The sequence below is a fragment of the Streptomyces sp. NPDC055254 genome (genome assembly GCF_053606025.1).
This window is the reverse complement of sequence record NZ_JBSGQV010000016.1, coordinates 39311-56949: the sequence shown is the minus strand read 5'-3', so window position 1 is coordinate 56949 and position 17639 is coordinate 39311. Positions and strand designations below refer to the sequence as shown.

Genomic DNA, 17639 nt, shown 5'->3' with positions numbered 1-17639 from the left:
CATGCCCTGTGCGAGGGGTGTTCCCTCGCTCGTTCACCCGCATGGTTCTCCCCTCTCGCGCCGATCGCACTACGGGACAACGATCGGACCGGGTGGCGCCACCGTGTCTCGGGGGCCTGCCGACCGTGTCCGCCGGTGGACCGTCCTCGCGGATGCCACCGACGACCTGCGCGCCACGCACGTGGCGACCGCGTGGTCTCGAAGGAGTGTGAACGATGACAACCCTGTCGGAACGGATATCCCAGTCCGCATTCGACGGCTCCAGGCTTCGGGTCGTCCTGCTGCTGGACCTGTACGACGGCGCCCAGAACCGCTTCCTGGACGTGTACGAGGACCTGCGCAGGCAGGTGGCCTCGGTCCCCGGGCACATCAGCGACGAGCTGTGCCAGTCCATCGAGAACCCCTCGCAGTGGCTCATCACCAGCGAATGGGAGAGCGCACCGCCGTTCCTGGCCTGGCTGAACAGCGAGGAGCACGTGGCGACCGTCCAGCCGCTGCACGGCTGCGTACGGGACACCCGCTCGCTGCGCTTCAGCGTCATGCGGGAGACGGGCAAGGGCCCCGTGGCGCAGCCCGGGCCGGCCGACGGCGGCGGCGGCCCGCTCGCCGTCGCGGACCCGCGTGCCGAGACCGTGTTCGGCGCCCCGCCCGGCGCGGCCCGGACGGGAGAGCGCCGGGGCCGCCCGGGGGCCACACCCCGGCGGGGGGACGGAGTGGTCCGCCACGCCCTCACCTTCACCGTCAAACCGGGCAGCGAAGGCGTCGTCGCGGAGCTGCTGGCCGGATACGCCTCCCCCCAGGCCCGGGTCGACGCCCGGACCCGGCTGCGCCGCACCTCCCTCTTCATGCACGGCAACCGGGTCGTGCGGGCGGTCGAGGTGGAGGGCGACCTCCTGGTGGCACTGCGCCACGTGGCCCGCCAGCCGGAGGTGATGGCCCTGGAGGAGGCCATCAACCCGTACCTGGAGCAGGACCGGGACCTCGGCGACCCGGGGTCCGCCCGGATGTTCTTCACCCGGGCGGCGCTCCCGGCGGTGCACCACGTCGCGTCGGGCGGGGGCGGCTCCGAGGACCTGCGCCGGCACGCGCTCCTCTACCCGGCCAAGGACGGGTGCGGACTGGCGCTGGCCCGGCTGCTCGCCCGGCAGGACGAGGCGGCCGTCGACGACCCGGCCGGCCCGATCCGTGCCAGTACCGTCTTCCAGCGCGACGACCTCGTCGTGCGGATGCTCGACATGCGGGCACCGCTCGACGCCCGTCCGGCCCTGACCTTGGGGGTCGAGGGCGGGCACAAGGCGGCCGTGCTGGCCCGGTTGCTCGACAGCGCCAAGGACGGCGTCCCCACCACCGACGAGGAGCTCGCCCGTGTGGTGGAGCGCTCCGCGATGCGCCTGATCACCGACCGGCGTCCGCCCGTGGGGGCCTGACCGCCGCGTGCGGCGTCGCGGGGACCACGCGCCGACGCCTCCGAGACCGGCTGTGCGCCGGGCTCGAGGCGTCGCGGCGTGCGGGCGGGGTCAGCCGGGCAGGGACCCGGGCACGGTGCATTCGAAGGCGTGCAGGTACCCGTTGACGGGGCGCACCTCGCCGACCAGCAGGCCGGCGTCCGCGAGGCGGGTCACGAGGCTCTCCCGGGTGTGCTTGGCGCCGCCGACGTTGAGCAGCAGGAGCAGGTCCATCGCCGTGGTGAACTTCATCGACGGAGTGTCGTCGACGAGGTTCTCGATGACCACGACCCGGGCGCCGGGCCGGGCCGCGGCGACGACGTTGCGCAGGGTCCTGCGGGTGCTGTCGTCGTCCCACTCCAGGATGTTCTTGATGATGTACAGATCGGCCTCGACCGGGATGGACTCGCGGCAGTCGCCGGGGACGACGGACGCCCGCTCGGCGAGCGCGCCGCCCTCCAGCAGCCGGGCGTCCGCCTTGGCCACCACGCCGGGCAGGTCCAGGAGGAAGCCGCGCACGGCGGGGTGCTTCTCCAGCAGGCCTGCCAGGACGTGGCCCTGGCCGCCTCCGATGTCCGCGACGCGGGACACTCCCGTGAGGTCGAGGAGCTCGGCCACGTCGAGCGCCGACTGCACGCTCGACGTGGTCATGGCCCGGTTGAACACGTGGGCCGACTCGTGCGCGTCCTCGTGCAGGTAGTCGAAGAACCCCTTGCCGTACACGTCCTCGAACACGCTGCCGCCGCGGCGCACGGCGTCGTCCAGCCTCGGCCAGGCCTGCCAGGTCCAGGGCTCGGTGCACCACAGGGCGATGTGGCGCAGGCTGTTCGGGTCGTCCTCGCGCAGCATCCGCGACATCTCGGTGTGGACGAACGAGCCGTCCTCGGTCTCCGCGAAGATCCCGTAGCAGGACAGGGCGCGCAGCAGCCGGTGCAGCGACCTCGGGTCGCAGTGCACGGCCTCGGCGAGCTCGGTCGCGGTGGCCGGGGACTGCCCCAGGGCGTCGGCCACCGCGAGGCGGGCCGCCGCGCGGACGGCCGCGGCGCAGGCCGCACCGAAGACCAGCTCGCGCAGCCGCATGGCCGGCGGGGGCTGGACGGTCGCGGGGTGCACGTGCACGGCAGGGGTGTGGGTGGCGGTCTGGGTGGGGCTTACCGTGGTCATGCGGCCTCGATTCTCCTGATCACGTACAGCACTGGTCAGCACATCCCCGCGGGTTCGGAGGTCCGGCACCGGTTGCCGACGAACCGGTTGCCCGTGCCGGCTCCCTTGTTCGCCAGGTCCGCCGGCAGGTTGCCGATCACGTCGTTGCCCGAGATCACGTTGTCGGTGTTCTGGGCGCCCACGAAGCTCTTGAACAGCAGGATTCCGCCGGACAGCGGCGAGGCGCCCACGTTGTCCCGGACGGTGTTCGCGCGGATGACCGTCTCCTCGGCGCCGGTGAGGACGATCCCGACGCCCTGGATGTCCGGGAGGCGGCTGTTCCCCTTGCAGAACTTGTTGTTCTTGACGATCCGGTTGCCCCGAATGGTCATGTCCCCGGCGCCCGGCTCGCCCTCGTCGCCCACGACGAAGATCCCGCCGCAGTTGCCGGTGACGGAGTTGCTGTTCACGGTGAGGTTCCGGACCCGCCTGATCGTGGCTCCGATCCGGTTCCCGGTGAGGACGTTGTCGCGGACCACGGCGCCGAGGGTGTCGACGGCCCCGCCCTCCCGGTCGACGGTGTTCGCGATGAAGATGCCGGACTCGGCGTTGTCGCGGGCGGTGTTGCCCCGGAACACCCCGCGGGTGGACCGCTCCTGGGCGATGCCCCAGGTGCCGTTGTTCGCGGACGTCACGTGCTCGACGCTCATCCGGTCGGTGCGCGAGGCCCAGATGCCGTTGCGCTTGAAGCCGGAGACGGTCAGCGACCGGATTCTGACCCGGTCGACGGTCTTCTCCGGCGTGCCCATGACGCAGATCCCGGAGTCGGCCTGCGAGCAGGGGGTGGCCGCGCGGGCGGGCGCCGCGGGCCGCGGGGTGGAAGGAGGCGCGATCACCGTGTGCTTCCCCGACCCCCGCAGGGTCAGGCTCTTGGTGATCAGCACGTTCTCTCGGTAGGTGCCGGGCAACACCGTGATGCTGTCGCCCGGCTTCGCGGCGTCCACCGCTTTCTGGATCGATTCGCCGGGATACACCGTGTGTCCGGCCGCGGACGCGGAGGGCGCGGTAGCGCCGAGTCCTGCGGCCAGGACGACGGAGATGCATGCGAGGCGCTTGAGCTGTCGGTTCGTCACGATGCCGAAGTTATGGGCGATCAGCGCCGCCCGCCACACATGGTGAGCGGATGGATACATCCCGTCGCCAAACGGATTCATTTCGGGGGCCGGACGGGTGGGTCCGCGGTGACTGCGCATCAGCCCGGCCGGCTCCCGGCCCTCCGGCGGGCGGGGGTCCCGGGACGCCGGCCCGGGCGGGGGCCGGTCGGGGCCTCGGGGCCGCCGGGGGCACCGCACACGTTCCGGGCGCCTCACCCGTGGCCGGCCCTGGAGGCCGCCGCCCGCGGCACGTTGCCTCCTCTTGCGGGACCGCCCAGGTCGCGAGGGGTTTCCCGATGTCCCGCCGGGACGGGCAACGGTCAACCCGTCGACCCCGGTGCCGGTCCGGGACAGGCTTGAACCGTCCGCACCAGGCACGACCTCAAGGGGAAATCATGCGCAACACGATCCGCGGCGCCGCCGCGCTCGCCACCGCCGCCGTCGCCGTGATCGCGCTCAGCGGCACGGCGACGTCGGCCCCGGCCGACGCGTGGGCCGGCTGTCCGGACGGCGCGGTCTGCGTCTATCCCGAGAACCAGAACCCGGCCGTCAAGCCGACGCACATCTACTACGCCTACGGGGCACACAATCTGAGCAACCAGTTCGGGCGCCACTGGGTGCTCAACAACCAGACCGGCGGGGCCGGTGCGAACCTGTGCACCGGCTACAACGGCGCGGGCTGCGGCAACGTGATCCCCGCCCACACCGGCGTGTATGCCGACCTCGGCCCCATCAACTCCATCCGACTGAACCGTCCTTAACACCCGTCACCGGGACCGCCCGGGGCCGCCTCCGGGCGGTCCCGGGCGGTCCCGCGCCCGCCGTACCACTCCCGGAAGCGGTCGAGCGCCCGACCCCCCGCTGTAGCCTGGGCAGAGCCGTCTCGCGGCCTGGGTGCGCTGTGCCAGGGGGATGTTTTGGGCGACGATCCGGACCGCCGGGACCACACCGAACACCGACATGAACCGGCCGACGACGCCGTGGTGTCCTTTCCCGCGCAGCTACGGCGATTGCGCGGGCAGCGCGGCCTGTCGCTGGCCGACCTGGCCCGTCGGACGCACTACAGCAAGGGCTACCTGAGCAAGATCGAGACCGGCTCCAAACGCCCCACCGCCGACGTCGCGCGCCGGTGCGACGAGGTGCTGCGGGCGGAGGGCCGACTCCTGCGGCTGGTGGCGGAACGGGAGCCGGCGCCCGGCGCCCCGGAGCCGGCCGGCGCCGCTCCCGGCGCGGGCGGACCGCCGGCCGACGACGCGTGCCCCTACCCGGGCCTGGCGGCCTTCACCGCCGAGGACGCGGGGCGGTTCTTCGGCCGGGAGCGCGCGACGGCCGAACTGGTCGAGCGGGTCTTCGAACGGATCGGGAACGGCCCGCTGATGCTCGTCGCCCCATCGGGCGCCGGCAAGTCCTCCCTGCTCGACGCCGGTCTGGTACCCGCCCTGCGGCGCCCCGGCGGCTTCCCCATGCCGGGGGCCGCCACCTGGCCGGTGGTGCGGTTCGCCCCCGGCGCGCAGCCGCTGCAGGAGCTGCTGGAGCGCACCGCCGAGGTCCTGGGCGGCGATCTCGGCCTGGGCGCGCGGGAGGTGCGGGACCGGCCGGGCGCCCTGCTCGACGCGGTGCGGCGGACGGCGCCGGGCCGCGGGCCCGGCGCCGAAGGACCTCCGCCCCCGCCGGTCCGGCTGGTCCTCCTCGTCGACCAGTTCGAGGAGGTGTTCACGCTCTGCTCCGACGAGGAGGAGCGGCGCGCCTTCGTACGGGTGCTGTGCGAGGTGGCGACCGCACGGCCGGCGGAGAGCGGCGCCGACGCCGCCGTCGTGGTACTCGGCGTACGGGCCGACTTCACCGGCAGCTGCCTGGACCTGCCGGAGCTGGCCGCGTTGTTCACCGGCGGGCTGTTCGTCCTGCCGCCGATGTCCGTGGACGAGCTGCGGGAGTCGATCACGCGGCCCGCGGAGCTCGCCGGCCTCACGCTCGAACCGGGTCTGGTCTCCCTGCTCGTGCGCGACGCCGGGCACACCCCGTCCGGCGCGCTGCCCCTGGTGTCCCACGCCCTGCGGGCGACCTGGCAGCGCCGCGAGGGCGCCACCCTGACCGTCGCCGGGTACGAGCACACCGGCGGCATCCAGGGCGCCGTCGCACGGACGGCCGAGACCGTCTTCGCCCGCTTGTACCCGGCCGAGCAGAAGACGATCCGCCGCGTCCTGGTGCGGCTGGTCCACGTGGCCGACGGTACGGGCGCCACCCGGCGGCGCGTCGGCCGCACCGCCCTGCTGGGCCGGCCGGCCGCCGGGGACGACCGGGCCGCCGCCGCGCTCGACGCCTTCGTGCGGGCCCGGCTGGTCACCATGGGCAGCGACACCGTGGAGATCACCCACGAGGCCCTGCTGCACGCCTGGCCCCGGCTGCACGGCTGGATCCACGCGGACCGGGCAGGCCTGCTGATCCACCAGCAGCTCGCGCACGCCGCCGCCGAGTGGGAGCGCGAGGGGCACGACCCCTCGGCCCTCTACCGCGGCACCCGGCTGGAGACCGCCCGCTCGTGGGCCGACGAACTCGACGGCCGCAGCCGGCTCGCACCGCAGGAGGCCTCCTTCCTGCGGGCGAGCCGGGCCGCCGAGGATGCCCGGCAGCGGCAGGGCCGGCGCCAGGTCCGGCTGCGGCAGCGCATGCTGGCCACGCTCGTCGTCCTGCTCGTCCTCGCGGTGGGCGCCGGCGGCCTGGCGTACCAGCAGCGCTCGGGGGCGCTCGGCCAGGAGCGGGTCGCGCGGTCACGGGCCCTCGCCCTCCAGTCCGCGGCGCTGGCCGCCGGGCAGCCGGAGGGCTCGCTGCTCCTCGCCGCGCAGGCGTACCGGACCTCGGCGACGAGCGAGGCGCTGGGCGCGCTGCTGAGCACGCAGTCCCAGCCGTTCGTCGCCCGGCTCGCCGGACACGGCGGACCCGTCAACGCGGTGGCCTTCGCGCCGGACAACGGCACGCTCGCCACGGCCAGTTCCGACGGGACCGTGACGCTGCGGCGGACGGCGGACCGCCGCACGACGGCCACCCTGACGCTGCCCGGCCGGGTGCGCGCGGTGGCCTTCAGCCCCGACGGCCGGACGCTGGTGGCCACCTCCACGGCCGGGCCCGCCCGGCTCTGGGACACCGCCGGCCACCGGACGGCGGCGGTGCTTCCCGACAGCACGGTCGGCGCCCGGGCCGTCGCCTTCGCCCCCGACGGGCGGACGCTCGCCGTGGCGACGCCCGACGGGTCGGTCCAGCTGTGGGAGGCCGCCGGGGAGCACCGGGCCGTGGCCTCGCTGCGCGGCCACACGGGACAGGTCAACGCGCTGGCGTACGCACGGGACGGGCGGACCCTGGTCTCGGCCGGCGCGGACCGGACCGTACGGCTGTGGGACCCGGAGCGGGCGACGTCCCTGGGCGTCCTCACCGGGCACACGGACGAGGTGCTGGGCGCGGCGTTCGCCCCGGACGGCCTGACCCTGGCCACCGGCGGCATCGACCGCACGGTGCGGCTGTGGGACGTGGCCGGCCGCCGGACGACCGCGACCCTCTCCGGGCACAGCGACGACGTCAACGGCGTCGCCTACACCCCGGACGGGACGACGGTCATCAGCGCGGGCGGCGACGGTACGACCCGGCTGTGGGACGTGCGCGGCGGCCGGCCGGCGGCGACGCTGGCCGGCCACACCGACTACGTGCTCGGAGTGGCCGTGGACCCGGAGGGGGCGCTGCTGGCCACAGCCGGGTTCGACCAGTCGGTGGTGCTGTGGGACCTGCACGGCGCGGCGCTCGCCCCGCGCCCGTTCAGCGAGATCTGGCACGCCGCGTACAGCCCGGACGGGAGGCTGCTGGCCACGGCCGGAGCCGATCACACGGTGCGGCTGTGGGACGTGGCCGGCCGCCGGGTCCTGACGACCTTCACGGGACACACCGAGACGGTCTTCTCCGTGGCCTTCTCCCCCGACGGCCGCACCCTGGCCTCGGCCGGCTCCGACGGGACGCTGCGGCTGTGGGACGTGGCCGCGCGCGCACCGGCGGCCACGCTCGCGGGGCACGCCGGGACGGTGTTCTCGGTGGCCTTCTCCCCCGACGGCCGGACCCTGGCCTCGGCCGGTTCCGACGGCACGGTCGGCCTGTGGGACGTGCCGGCGCGCCGTCCGCTCGGCAGTCTCACGGGCCACACCGACTTCGTCAACGACGTGGCGTTCAGCCCCGACGGGCGGACCGTGGCGAGCGCGGGCGACGATCTGACGGTCCGGTTGTGGGACCTGGCGACGCGCCGGTCGCTGGCCGTGCTCTCCGGCCACACCGGGGCGGTCCGGGGGGTGGCGTTCGGCCCGGACGGCCGGACGCTCGCGAGCAGCGGGAACGACGGGACGGTACGCCTGTGGGACACCAGGCGGCACCGGCTCCGGGCGGCACTGACCGGGCACACCGGGTCGGCGCGCGGCATCGCCTTCTCCCCCGACGGCCGCACGCTCGCGAGCAGCGGCAACGACCGGACGGTGCGGCTGTGGGACGTGGCCGGGCGGGAGCCGAGGGCCGCGCTGGCCGGGCACACGAACGCGGTGTGGGGCGTGGTCTTCTCCCCCGACGGGCGGACGGTGGCCAGCAGCAGCACGGACGGCACCGTACGGCTGTGGGACCTGGACGTCGGGGCCCGGCTGAGGGAGGTCTGCCGGCTGGCTGAGGGCATCGGTGCACGGGATCGTCCGGCGCTCGCCCCCGGCCTCCCGGTGGCGGTGGACCGCGCCTGCCCCCGCCCCTGACGGGGCGTCGGCGAAAGGCCCAGGTGGGCCGGGGTTTCCCCGAAGGTTGCCCGTTGCCCGTTGTGACGGGGCGCCGCCGGACGCTCGCCGGACGGGGCACGCCGGCCGCACGCTGCTTCCACCACGCACCGCCGCGACACGAATCGAGGTCCACGCATGCTTCGCCGTTCCGGACTCATGGGCTCGGCCGCCGGGTTACTGGCCTTCCTCCTCTGGGCCGCGCAGGCCGCCACCGCCACCGGCGCACCCCCGACCGCGTCCGCCACCGCCGTGTCCGCCGCGGACGACATCTGCACCGTACGGGCACCCGGCGCCTCCCCGACCGCCGAGCGGGCCGTCGCCGCCGCGTGCGCGCAGGTCGCGGCGGACGTCTGGTACACCTGGGGCGGCGGCCACGGCCCGCAGCCCGGTCCCACGTACGGGATGGTCGATCCGAGCGACCCGGCGAGCGAACACGATCCGCAGCGGCTGGGCTTCGACTGCTCGGGGCTGGTCCGCCACGCGTACGCGGAGGCCACCGGGTCCGACATCCTGAACGGGGTGGCCGACGCCCAGTACTACACGCACCGCGCCGCGGGCCGCTTCACGGCCGCTCAGGGCCTGGACCCGCTGCTCCCCGGCGACCTGCTGGTCTGGGGCACCTCGCAGCACATCCGCCACATCGCCATCTACCTGGGCGCGGGCAGGATGGCGGAGGCCAAGCAGTCGGGCACGAAGCTGATGGTCAGTGACGTGCGGCTGGGAAATGGGTACTACGGCGCGGTCCGCATCGATCCCGGCCCGGTGGCGGGCCCCGTCTTCCGCACCTGGGGCGCGGGCGTCTGGACCAAGGCGCAGCCGTCCACGAAGGCCGCGCGCGTCTACGCCTTCCCGGGGCCGACGACGATCCGCGTCGAATGCCAGAAGCACGCGGAGACGGTCACCGCCGAGGGGTACACCAACGATGCCTGGTCCTACCTGCCGGACTACGGCGCGTGGGTCACCAACATCTACATCCAGGGCCCCGCCTGGCTGGACAACGTCCCCACCTGCAAGGACCGGTAGACCCCGGAAGGCTACGGGGGCCGGGCCGCCGCGGCCTGCGCGTTCGAGACCAGCAGGGTGCGCGCGGCGGCCGGGCCCGGCAGGCGGCAGCGGTGCGGCACGTCGCCCCGGTGGTGCCGGAGTCCTCGCGCGGCGCCCGGAACTCCGTTCTCCGCGCCTACCGGTACGACGCCCGGGAGATCCTCCGACTCTGAGCGGAATCCCCGATTCATTTCACCCGCAGGCGTTATGTGTCCGGCGGATGAAATTGCCGCACGCTTCCGCGGTTACCGATATGAAGACCGTTGACAGCCCTTTCTCGGGCTGCCTAGCTTACGCCGCAGATAACGACATCAGCGGCCTCTCCCGTCCGGCATGACCGCTGCTTTTCGATTCCTCGCGCTGTCGAATGCCGCTGGAGTGTCCGTGACCGAATCCCTTGTCCGCGCCGCACCGACCGCCCCGCCGGGGCCACCCGGGCCGGCGGAGCGGGTGCTCCCGCCGCGCCGGCCCGGTCGGTGGATCGCCACCGCCGTGGTGCTGGTGGTCGTCGCCCAGATCGTCCACGGGCTCGTCACCAACCCCTTCTACCAGTGGGACCGCTTCGCGTACTGGTTCGTCCGGCCGGTCATCCTGGAAGGGCTGCTGATCACCCTCCAGGTGGCCGCGTACAGCGGGATCCTGGGCCTGGCCGGGGGCGTCCTGCTCGCGCTCGGCCGGCTCTCCCCGAACCCGGTGCTCCGCTCGGTGAGCTGGACGTACATCTGGCTGTTCCGGTCGGTGCCGCTCATCGTCGTCCTGCTCTTCCTCTACAACCTCAGCGCGCTCTACCCGACGCTGAGCATCGGGATCCCCTTCGGCCCCGCCTTCTTCACCTTCGAGGAGTCGCGGCTTGCCACCGACATGGTCGTCGCGGTCGTGGGGCTGAGCCTGGCCGAAGCCGCGTACGCGGCCGAGGTGGTACGGGCCGGCGTGCTCTCCGTGGACCAGGGCCAGCACGAGGCGGCGGCCGCGCTCGGCCTGCCCCGGCGCCACCAGTTCGCCCGGATCGTCTTCCCACAGGCGCTGCGGTCCGTCGTCCCCTCGTACGTCAACCAGCTGCTCGGCCTCGTCAAGGCCACCTCACTGGTCTTCTACGTCTCCTTGCTCGACCTGTTCGGCGCGGTGCAGAGCCTGGGCAGCACCTACCCCGGCGATGTGGTCCCGCTGCTGCTCGTGGCCACCTTCTGGTACGTGGTCCTCACGAGCCTCGTCTCCGTCGTCCAGTACTACGTCGAGCGCCACTACGCGCGCGGCGCCCTGCGCGCCGTGCCCCCCACCCCCCTGCAGCGGGCCCTGGCGGGCCTGCGCGACCTCCGGGCGCGCTTCCCGAAGGAGACGGCCCGATGACCACCTCCGCGCGGCCCGCCGCGATCGAGATCCACGACGTCCACAAGTGGTTCGGCACCCAGCGGGTCCTGGAGGGAGTCAGCCTGACGGTGCGGCCGGGCACGGTCACCGTGGTCCTCGGGCGCTCCGGCTCCGGCAAGTCCACCCTGCTGCGCGTGATCAACCACCTGGAGAAGCCGGGGGCCGGCCACGTCAGCGTGGGCGGCGAGCTGATCGGCGTACAGCGGCAGGGCACCCGGCTGAAGGAGCTGACCGAGCGGGCGGTCCTGGCGCAGCGCGCACGGATCGGCTTCGTCTTCCAGAACTTCAACCTGTTCCCGCACCTGACCGTGCTGGAGAACGTCTCCGCCGCCCCGGTGGCCACCGGCCGGCTGACCCGCGCCGAGGCCGTGACACCGGCCCGGGAGTTGCTGGAGCGGGTCGGACTCGGCGACCGGGCCGGCGCCTACCCCCGGCAGCTGTCGGGCGGCCAGCAGCAGCGGGTGGCGATCGCCCGCGCGCTGGCCCTGCGGCCCGGGGTCATCCTCTTCGACGAGCCCACCTCCGCGCTCGACCCCGAGCTGGTCGGCGAGGTGCTCTCCGTGATCAAGGACCTGGCCACCGGCGGCACCACCCTCGTCATCGTCACGCACGAGATCGGTTTCGCCCGCGAGGTGGCGGACCAGGTCGTCTTCCTCCACGAGGGACGCGTCGTCGAGCAGGGTCCGCCCGAGCAGGTACTGGACCGCCCCGCCCACCCCCGCACCCGGGAGTTCCTCAGCAAGGTCCTCTGACTCCCCGCAGCCCCGTGCCCGGCAGCCCCGTGCCCCGCAACCAGTGCCCCGCACCCCGTACCCCGTACCCGAAAAGGATCGCCATGCAACGCCAGCTCACCCTCCGCGCCGGACTCCTCCGCGCCGTCGGCGCCGCCACCGCCACCGCGGCCCTCGCCTGTGGTCTCACCGCCTGCGGCGGTGACGCCGGGGCCACCGGTGCGGGCTCCGACGTGGTCACCGTGGGCGCCGTGTCCAACGGCGCCGCCCAGCAGGCGGAGCTGTCCGTCCCGGCGGTCGAGCCCCTGCGCGCCCAGCTCCCGAAGGAGGTGCGCGACAGCGGTGAACTCGTCATCGGAGTCGGCGCGCTGCCCGCGGGGTACCCGCCGCTGGCCTTCCTCGGCACGGACCAGAAGACCATCACCGGAGCCGAACCGGACCTCGGTCGACTCGTCGCGGCGACCCTCGGGCTCAAGCCCGTGGTGAAGAACTCCACCTGGGAGAACCTCTTCGTCGGCATCGACAGCGGGAAGGTGGACGTGGCCTTCACCAACGTCACCGTCACCGAGGAGCGCAAGAAGAAGTACGAGTTCGCCTCCTACCGCCAGGACAACCTGGCCTTCGAGGTGCTGAAGGACAGCACCTGGACCTTCGGCGGCGACTACCGCAACCTCGCGGGCAGGACGGTCGCGGTGGCCTCCGGCACGAACCAGGAGAAGATCCTGCTGGAGTGGCAGAAGAAGCTCCGGGGCGAGGGCAAGGACATCACCGTCAAGTACTTCCCCGACACCAACAGCACCTACCTGGCCCTCAGCGGCAAGAAGATCGACATCACCTTCGGCCCGAACCCGTCGATCTCCTACCACATCACGCAGACCGCGAGCACGAGCACGCCCACCCGCAGCGCGGGCACCTTCTCCGGGGCCGGCGAGTCCCTCCAGGGCCTGATCGCGGCGACCGCCAAGAAGGACGGCGGACTGGCGAAGCCGGTGTCGGAAGCGATCAACCACCTCGTCAAGAACGGCCAGTACGAGAAGCTCCTCGCCGCCTGGAACCTCTCCGACGAGGCCGTCAAGACCTCCGAGGTGAACCCGCCCGGTCTGCCGATCACCAACTCCTGAACCCCCGCGGGCCCAGCGCCCCGATCCCGTCCCACGGAAGGAGGGTCCGCGCCCGATGACCGCCGCCGCCCCGCCCCCGGCGTCCCTCGCCGCACTCGCCCCGGCATCCCTCGCCCCGGTGTCCCCGCACGTCCTCGACAACCCCGCCTGGGCCTCGCTGTCCGGGGCGCACGCGGTGTTCGCCGAGCACCCGGGCGGGGCCGGCGCACCCCGCCCGGCCCGGGCCGCCCGGTACGCGGCCGACGTCACCCCGTTCGCCGCGCTCTCCGATCCCGCCGACCCGGCCGCCTGGGCCGACCTGCACGCGCTGGTCGGCCCGGGCGGGGCCGCCTCCCTCAACGGCGAACTGACCCCGCCCGACGGCTGGGAGACCGTCCAGCGGATGCGGGGGGTGCAGCTGGTCGACACCTCACTGCGCGCCGAACCCGCCCCGGAGGCGGTCCGCCTCGGTCCCGGCGACGTGCCGGAGATCCTGGCACTGATCGCCCTCACCCGGCCCGGCCCGTTCCTGGCCCGCACGGTGGAACTGGGCACGTACCTCGGCATCCGCCGCCGCGGCGCGCTGATCGCGATGGCCGGGGAGCGGCTCCACCCTCCCGGCTGGACCGAGATCAGCGCGGTGTGCACCCACCCCGGCCACCGGGGCAAGGGTCTGGCGACGCGCCTGGTCCGCGCCGTCGCCGCGGACATCCGGGAGCGCGGCGAGGTCCCCTTCCTGCACACGGCGGAGAGCAACACGGACGCGATCCGGCTCTACGAGGCGATCGGCTTCACCCTGCGCCGACGGCCCTTCTTCACGGCCGTCCGGGCCCCGGGCAACACCCCTGCCAAATTCTCTTAATATTGCGGTCATTGTATGGCCCCACTATCGGGCGTAGCGTTTTCGAAAGAATTGATGACGGGCCGAATTCTCCGATCCCGCATCGGATTCCTTTCCGTACGCCGATCAGGAAGGCGCAATCCGTCGTGCCCGTTTCTTCCTCGTCTCCCGCACCCCTGCACCTCGCCGTGGCCCTCGACGGCGCCGGCCGGCACCCGGCCGCCTGGCGTGAGCCGGGGGCCCGGCCGGCCGAACTGCTCACGGCCCGCTACTGGGCCGACCTCACCGCCGAGGCCGAGGCGGGGCTGCTCGACTTCGTCACCTTCGAGGACGGCCTCGCCCTCCAGTCCTCCTCGCCCGACGCACCGGACGGGCGCACGGACCTGGTCCGCGGCCGGCTTGACGCGGTGCTCACGGCCGCCCGCGTCGCTCCGCTGACCCGGCACGTCGGGCTGGTCCCGGCCGTGACCGCGACGCACACGGAGCCCTTCCACATCTCCAAGGCCGTCGCCACCCTCGACCACGTCAGCCGCGGCCGGGCCGGGGTGCTGATCCAGGTCTCCGGGCTCCCCCACGAGGCACGGCACTTCGGCCGTCGTACGGGGCCCCTGCCCGAGGCGGAGCTGTACGGGGAGGCCGCCGACCACGTCGAGGTGATCCGGCGGCTGTGGGACAGCTGGGAGGACGACGCGGAGATCCGGGACGTGGCCACGGGCCGGTTCGTGGACCGGGACAAGCTGCACCACATCGACTTCGAGGGCAGCCGCTTCGCCGTCCGGGGCCCGTCCATCACTCCGCGGCCGCCCCAGGGCCAGCCGCCGGTCACCACCGTCGGGGACGACCCCGGGGCGTACGGTCTCGTGGCCCGGTCCGCCGACATCGGCTACGTCGGCGCCGGCGACACCGAGGGGGTCCGCGCGGCGGTGTCGGCGATCCGGCGGGTCCGGGAGTCCGCCGGACTCGGCTCCGAACCACTGCACCTGTTCGGGGACCTCACCGTCTTCCTCGACGAGGACGCCCCGGCCGCCGAGGCCCGCCGGGACCGGCTCGACGCGCTCGCGGGCCCGCCCCGCAGCACGGACGCCGCCGTGTTCACCGGATCGGCGGCGCAGCTCGCGGACCTGCTCCAGGAGCGCCAGGCCGCCGGCCTGACGGGCTTCCGGCTGCGCCCCGCGGTGATCGCCCACGACCTGCCCGCACTCACCCGGCGCCTGGTGCCCGAACTCCAGCGGCGCGGCGCCTTCCGCCGCTCGTACGAGGCGGACACCCTGCGCGGCCTGCTCGGGCTGTCCCGCCCCGCCAACCGCTATGCCGCTTCCGGCCCCGCGGCCTGACCCGGACGATCCGGAAGGACGAACCATGAGCACCGAGCCGCTCAAGCAGATCCATCTCGCGGCCCATTTCCCCGGCGTCAACAACACCACCGTGTGGAGCGATCCGGCGGCCGGGAGCCACATCGACTTCGACTCGTTCGTCCACTTCGCGCGGACCGCCGAACGAGCCAAGTTCGACTTCCTCTTCCTCGCCGAGGGCCTGCGCCTGCGCGAACAGGGCGGCCAGATCTACGACTTGGACGTGGTCGGCCGGCCGGACACCTTCACCGTGCTCGCGGCGCTGGCGGCCGTCACCGACCGCCTCGGCCTCACGGGCACCATCAACTCCACCTTCAACGAGCCGTACGAGGTGGCCCGCCAGTTCGCCAGCCTCGACCACCTCTCGGACGGCCGCGCCGCCTGGAACGTGGTCACGTCCTGGGACGCCTTCACCGGGGAGAACTTCCGGCGCGGCGGCTTCCTGCCGCGCGAGGAACGCTACGCGCGGGCCCGGGAGTTCCTGGCCACCGCCACCGAGCTGTTCGACTCCTGGGACGGTTCCGAGATCGTCGCCGATGCCGGATCGGGCACCTTCCTGCGCGACGCGCGGGCCGGTGCCTTCGCCCACCGCGGCGCGCAGTTCGACGTAGAGGGCCTCTTCAACGTGCCGCGCAGCCCGCAGGGTCGGCCGGTGATCTTCCAGGCCGGCGACTCCGAGGAGGGCCGCGAGTTCGCCGCGTCCCACGCGGACGCCATCTTCAGCCGGTACTCGACCCCGGCCGAGGGCCGGGAGTTCTACGCCGACGTCAAGGGCCGGCTGGCGCGGCACGGCCGTACCCGCGACCAGCTGAAGATCCTTCCGGCGGCCACCTTCGTACTCGGCGACACCGACGCCGAAGCACACGAGATCGCCCACGGAATACGCCGGCTCCAGGTCAGCGGGCAGACCGCGATCAAGTACCTGGAGCACATCTGGAACCGGGACCTGTCCTCCTACGACCCGGACGGCCCGCTGCCCGACATCGATCCCGAGCCGGGCGAGAACACCATCGCCCTCGGGCGGGCGAGCGTACGCCAGTTCCGCGACCCCCTCGCGACGGCCCGGCAGTGGCGGGAGCTCGCCGAGGCCAAGAACCTCTCCATCCGCGAGCTCGTCATCGCGAACTCCGCTCCCCAGACCTTCGTCGGCTCCGCCGCCACCGTCGCCGGGTCGATCGACTCGCTGGTGCAGTCGGACGCCGCCGACGGCTTCATCCTCGTACCGCACATCACGCCCGGCGGCCTGGACGTCTTCGCCGACACCGTCGTCCCGCTGCTCCAGGAGCGCGGCGTCTTCCGGACCGAGTACGAGGGCGCCACCCTGCGCGACCACCTCGGCCTCGCCGTGCCGGCCGCGGAGCCGGGCGTCCGGGCCGTCGCCCCGTGACTCCGACTCCGACTCCGCCGACCTGTAAGGAGCCCGGCCATGTCCGGCATTCCCCTCGGGGTCCTCGACCTCGTCCCGGTTCCCTCCGGTTCCACGGCCGCCGAGGCCCTCAAGAACAGCATCGACCTCGCCCGGCAGACGGAGTCCTTCGGCTACACCCGGTACTGGTTCGCCGAGCACCACCTCAACCCCGGCGTCGCCGGTACCTCGCCCGCCGTGGTCCTCGCGCTGACCGCCTCCGCCACCAGCACCATCCGGATCGGCTCCGGAGCGGTCCAGCTCGGTCACCGCACCGCACTGTCGACGGTGGAGGAGTTCGGGCTGATCGACGCCCTGCACCCGGGCCGGCTCGACCTGGGGCTGGGCCGCTCGGCGGGCCGGCCGCCCAAGCCTTCCGGTGAGCCCCCGGTGCCCGTCACCCCCGTCGTCGACGGGTACACACCGAACGGGCTGCGCATTCCGGAGCCGTTCTCCTTCGCGCACCTGCTGAGCCATCCCCGGGTGCAGCTGTCGCAGAAGCTGCTGAACCTGCCCGGTGCTCAGCCGCAGGAGTACGGCGAGCAGGTCGACGACGTCCTGGCGCTCCTGCGCGGTGAGTACCGCTCCCCGGAGGGGGTGGAGGCGCACGCCGTTCCCGGCGAGGGGGCGGACGTGCAGGTGTGGATCCTGGGCAGCAGCGGCGGGGTGAGCGCGGACGCCGCCGGGCGCAACGGGCTGCGGTTCGCCGCCAATTACCACGTCAGCCCGGCCTCGGTACTGGAAGCCGCCGAGGGGTACCGGGCCGCCTTCAAGCCGTCCGCCGAGCTGGACCGGCCGTACCTGACGGTGTCCGCCGACGTCGTCGTCGCCGAGGACGAGGAGAGCGCCCGCGAGCTGGCCGCCGGTTACGCTCCGTGGGTGCGCAGCATCCGCACCGCCGAGGGGGCCATCCCCTTCCCGACGCCGGCCGAGGCGCGCGCGCTGCCCTGGACGGAGACGGACCGGGCCCTGGTGGCCGACCGGGTGGAGACCCAGTTCGTGGGTACCGCGCGGACCGTGGCCGACCAGTTGGCGCGCCTCCAGGAGGCCACGGGCGCGGACGAGCTGCTGATCACCACCATCACGCACGACCATGCGGACCGGGTCCGTTCGTACCGCCTGCTGGCGCAGGAGTGGCAGCGCCGCTGACGCCCGTTCCACCGCCACGCGCACCGCGGGGGCGGGGGGGCCCCGGGGCCCGGGGGGGGTGGGGGGGGCCGGCGTGCTCGCGCTCGCCCCCCCCCCCGGCCGCGATGTCGTAGGAGA

Annotated in this window: 13 protein-coding genes; 11 read left to right on the top strand and 2 right to left on the bottom strand. The window is 73.7% G+C overall.

Features of this window, described 5'->3' with window-relative positions:
* Nucleotides 1–215 precede the first annotated feature (215 nt).
* Nucleotides 216–1427, top strand: a complete 1212-nt coding sequence (locus tag ACWFQ8_RS17750; RefSeq protein WP_453787159.1) for a SchA/CurD-like domain-containing protein — start codon at nucleotides 216–218, stop codon at nucleotides 1425–1427.
* Nucleotides 1428–1517: 90 nt separating this feature from the next.
* Here the strand turns inward: ACWFQ8_RS17750 and ACWFQ8_RS17745 are convergent, their stop codons facing one another.
* Complete coding sequence (locus ACWFQ8_RS17745; protein ID WP_453787158.1) at nucleotides 1518–2609, bottom strand: methyltransferase; 1092 nt, start codon at nucleotides 2607–2609, stop codon at nucleotides 1518–1520.
* Between the two features lie 35 nt (nucleotides 2610–2644).
* Nucleotides 2645–3721 carry a right-handed parallel beta-helix repeat-containing protein gene (locus ACWFQ8_RS17740; protein WP_453787157.1) on the bottom strand — a complete coding sequence of 359 codons (1077 nt, stop codon included), beginning with the start codon at nucleotides 3719–3721 and terminating at the stop codon, nucleotides 2645–2647.
* A gap of 416 nt (nucleotides 3722–4137) precedes the next feature.
* On the opposite strand from ACWFQ8_RS17740, the gene ACWFQ8_RS17735 reads away from it, so the two are divergent.
* From ACWFQ8_RS17735 to ACWFQ8_RS17690, 10 genes are all read left to right on the top strand, one after another.
* On the top strand, nucleotides 4138–4503 hold the full coding sequence (locus ACWFQ8_RS17735; RefSeq protein WP_453787156.1) for a hypothetical protein: 366 nt from the start codon (nucleotides 4138–4140) through the stop codon (nucleotides 4501–4503).
* Between the two features lie 156 nt (nucleotides 4504–4659).
* Nucleotides 4660–8511 carry an nSTAND1 domain-containing NTPase gene (locus ACWFQ8_RS17730; protein ID WP_453787155.1) on the top strand — a complete coding sequence of 1284 codons (3852 nt, stop codon included), beginning with the start codon at nucleotides 4660–4662 and terminating at the stop codon, nucleotides 8509–8511.
* A 156-nt stretch (nucleotides 8512–8667) separates the two neighbouring features.
* The gene (locus tag ACWFQ8_RS17725; protein WP_453787154.1) at nucleotides 8668–9555 is read left to right on the top strand and encodes an NlpC/P60 family protein; all 888 of its coding nucleotides are present in this window, start codon (nucleotides 8668–8670) and stop codon (nucleotides 9553–9555) included.
* A 354-nt stretch (nucleotides 9556–9909) separates the two neighbouring features.
* On the top strand, nucleotides 9910–10923 hold the full coding sequence (locus ACWFQ8_RS17720) for an amino acid ABC transporter permease (protein WP_453787153.1): 1014 nt from the start codon (nucleotides 9910–9912) through the stop codon (nucleotides 10921–10923).
* The gene (locus ACWFQ8_RS17715) at nucleotides 10920–11696 is read left to right on the top strand and encodes an amino acid ABC transporter ATP-binding protein (RefSeq protein WP_453787152.1); all 777 of its coding nucleotides are present in this window, start codon (nucleotides 10920–10922) and stop codon (nucleotides 11694–11696) included. Before ACWFQ8_RS17720 ends, ACWFQ8_RS17715 begins: the two co-directional genes overlap by 4 nt.
* 83 nt (nucleotides 11697–11779) lie before the next feature.
* Nucleotides 11780–12796 carry a transporter substrate-binding domain-containing protein gene (locus ACWFQ8_RS17710; protein ID WP_453787151.1) on the top strand — a complete coding sequence of 339 codons (1017 nt, stop codon included), beginning with the start codon at nucleotides 11780–11782 and terminating at the stop codon, nucleotides 12794–12796.
* A 55-nt stretch (nucleotides 12797–12851) separates the two neighbouring features.
* A complete protein-coding gene (locus ACWFQ8_RS17705) occupies nucleotides 12852–13637 on the top strand; it encodes a GNAT family N-acetyltransferase (RefSeq protein WP_453787150.1) in 786 nt (261 codons plus the stop codon).
* Between the two features lie 125 nt (nucleotides 13638–13762).
* Nucleotides 13763–14950, top strand: coding sequence for an LLM class flavin-dependent oxidoreductase (locus ACWFQ8_RS17700; protein WP_453787149.1), 1188 nt, complete (start codon nucleotides 13763–13765; stop codon nucleotides 14948–14950).
* A 25-nt stretch (nucleotides 14951–14975) separates the two neighbouring features.
* Entirely contained in the window at nucleotides 14976–16355 is a 1380-nt protein-coding gene (locus ACWFQ8_RS17695; RefSeq protein ID WP_453787148.1) for an NtaA/DmoA family FMN-dependent monooxygenase, read from the top strand.
* 39 nt (nucleotides 16356–16394) lie between these two features.
* On the top strand, nucleotides 16395–17522 hold the full coding sequence (locus ACWFQ8_RS17690; protein ID WP_453787147.1) for an LLM class flavin-dependent oxidoreductase: 1128 nt from the start codon (nucleotides 16395–16397) through the stop codon (nucleotides 17520–17522).
* Nucleotides 17523–17639: the final 117 nt, after the last annotated feature.